Source organism: Cecembia lonarensis LW9 (genome assembly GCF_000298295.1).
In the GTDB taxonomy this organism is placed as follows: domain Bacteria; phylum Bacteroidota; class Bacteroidia; order Cytophagales; family Cyclobacteriaceae; genus Cecembia; species Cecembia lonarensis.
Genome location: NZ_AMGM01000166.1, coordinates 1 through 2,560 on the forward strand (window position 1 = coordinate 1; position 2,560 = coordinate 2,560).

Here is a 2,560-nt window from a genome sequence, read left to right on the forward strand (position 1 = left end):
GGTTGAAGGGGTTCATTAAGAACAATATTGTTGTCGGGTTGTCATGGTTGTCATGGTTCCGTCACGGCCAAGTGTCGCGAGCCTTAAAAAAGCTCAGCAGCTTTGCTAGTGTCAAAGACTTTTCCTTGTCATTTCCCTGCCCGTCCGGTCAGGCGGGGAACGTAGAGAGAAATCTAAAAGACGCTGCGCTTGGCTTCTTTACACCGAGATTCACCGAAGGACCGAGCGTTAAAAAATGATCCCTTTGGATCATTTTAGCGAGGGGCCAGGATGCAGGGTGGGTATACAAACCGAGTTACACAGAGTCGATGATAGAGAGGAAAAGAAGAGAAAAGAGAGAAAACCATTAAGAAGTGGAGAATTTCAGAAAAGGCCTGAAGGGCCGTTCTGTTACAGCCCAGGGTGAAGTCTTGGGGATAAGGAACAATCAATGTTACCCAAAGGCCTGAATGGCCGATCTGTTACAGCTCAGGGTGAATCCCTGGGAATAAGGTTTTCAATAAGCGTGGCAAAAAATCATTTGAAATACGTCCATAGCCCTTAAAGGGCATGATAACCGAGGAAAAGGTGCAGCCTTTTCCGAAAACCACCCAATTCCACCCTCCCTACCGGGCACGGATAATTAATAAAGAAAGCCAGGTTAAAAAAAAATCAACTTCAAGGGAAAGATATAGCTTACCGGTCAACAGCTAATAATCATCCTTAAATATGCACAATAAAAAACCTGAAATTTGCACACTAATAAGAATGAAATTTGCACACTAATAAGTCTACAATTTGCACAATACTACTATAAAATGTACATTTGAGAAAGATCAAAGGGTAGTTTATGAGTTATATTGAACGATTAGTTGAAGATGATTTAATAGCGAAAATGGCAGCTTCCGGAGCGGTACTTATAAAAGGGCCGAAGTCATGCGGAAAAACAGAAACAGCAACACGATATGCCAAAAGCGTATTGAGAATGGATAGAGATCCACAAGTTTCGGTAATCATGGCAACTAATCCACAATTGTTATTAGAAGGAGCAATCCCGCGATTGATTGATGAATGGCAAGAACAGCCTGAAATTTGGAATTACGTCAGACATGAAGTCGATAACCGAAAGTCAAAAGGTATGTTTATACTTACAGGATCCTCCAATCCGCCTGAAAATGTGAAGCTCCATAGTGGTGCAGGACGTTTTACAGTCATACAAATGGATACAATGACTTGGCAAGAATTGGGATATTCCAGCGGTACTGTAAAACTATCAGATTTGCTTAATGGAAAATTGAATGACTATTACGAGCCCGCCATTTCATTAGAGTTTATCATTGAAAGAATATGCATAGGTGGTTGGCCTACATTGATCAATGAGGAGTTGAAAAATGCCTTGAACATGAATCGGGGTTATATTGATTTACTTTGTGAGGTAGATATGAGTCAAGTGTATGGAATTAAGAGGAATCCCCATAAAGTTCGAAGTTTATTGCGCTCTCTTTCCAGAAATACAGCGACTTTGGTAGATAATAAGACCTTAGAGAAAGATGTCAAAATCAATGAAAACAATGAACTATCAAGAAACACACTTTCTGATTACTTAGGTGCATTGTCCAACTTAATGATTCTATACGATCAGCCAGCTTTCAACCCTCACATTCGTTCATCCGCATCGTTACGCAAATCGCCCAAAAGGCACCTGTGCGACCCTTCTTTAGCCGTTGCAGTTTTGGGCTTGGACAAGGAAGCATTGATAAAAGATATAAAGTACACAGGTTTTCTGTTTGAATCATTGGCCATACACGAATTAAATGTATATGCCAAAACAAATGATGCTACTGTTTACCATTATAATGATTCTTACGGGTATGAAGTGGATGCCATCGTGCAGAAACGCAACGGAGACTATGCCGCTTTTGAAATAAAACTAGGTGTAGGATTCATTGAAGAAGCAGCAGAAAATCTCAAAAAGTTCGCAGCCAATATTGATACAGAAAAAATGCAAGCACCAAAATCACTGAATATTATTACCGGGACAGGGATGAGCTATCGTCGCCCAGATGGAATAAATGTGATTTCATTGGCATCACTGGGAAAATAGAGTATGCTGAATCAGATAAGGTCTATGAATGTAGAATGAAAAATTAAGAATGAGGAATGGGAGGAAGAGAATGAAGAATGATGAATTAAGAGTGAGGAATGTTTCGAGTACATAGAAGGATTGCCAGTGTCAAAGGCTTCACCTTGTCACCTCCCTGCCCGTCCGGTCAGGCGGGGACGGTAGTAGAGGTCTAAAAACGCTACGCTTGGCTTTTGTTACACCGAGTACCACTGAGAAGACACCGAGTTACACCGAGTCGGTGGTAATGAAGAGTGTTGAGTGTAAAATGAAGAGTGTTAAACGTTAAATCCGCCACGGCCAAGTTGTTAAAAGTTCAGCGTTCAAGAATTTCCAAAAAGGCCTGAAGGGCCGCTCTGTTACAGCCCAGGGAGAAGCCCTGGGAATAAGGTTAATTCAAGATAAACCAGAGGTCTGAAGGACCGATTGGAAGGGGGAAGTCGAATTTCGGAAGTCGAT

Annotated in this window: 2 protein-coding genes; both read left to right on the forward strand. The window is 41.4% G+C overall.

What is annotated here, in order from left to right:
- Positions 1-239, forward strand: a 239-nt coding sequence (locus B879_RS23300; protein ID WP_040401472.1) for a hypothetical protein, incomplete at its 5' end; no start/stop codon positions are given.
- Positions 240-829: 590 nt separating this feature from the next.
- On the forward strand, positions 830-2,083 hold the full coding sequence (locus B879_RS20530; protein ID WP_009187148.1) for an ATP-binding protein: 1,254 nt from the start codon (positions 830-832) through the stop codon (positions 2,081-2,083).
- Positions 2,084-2,560: the final 477 nt, after the last annotated feature.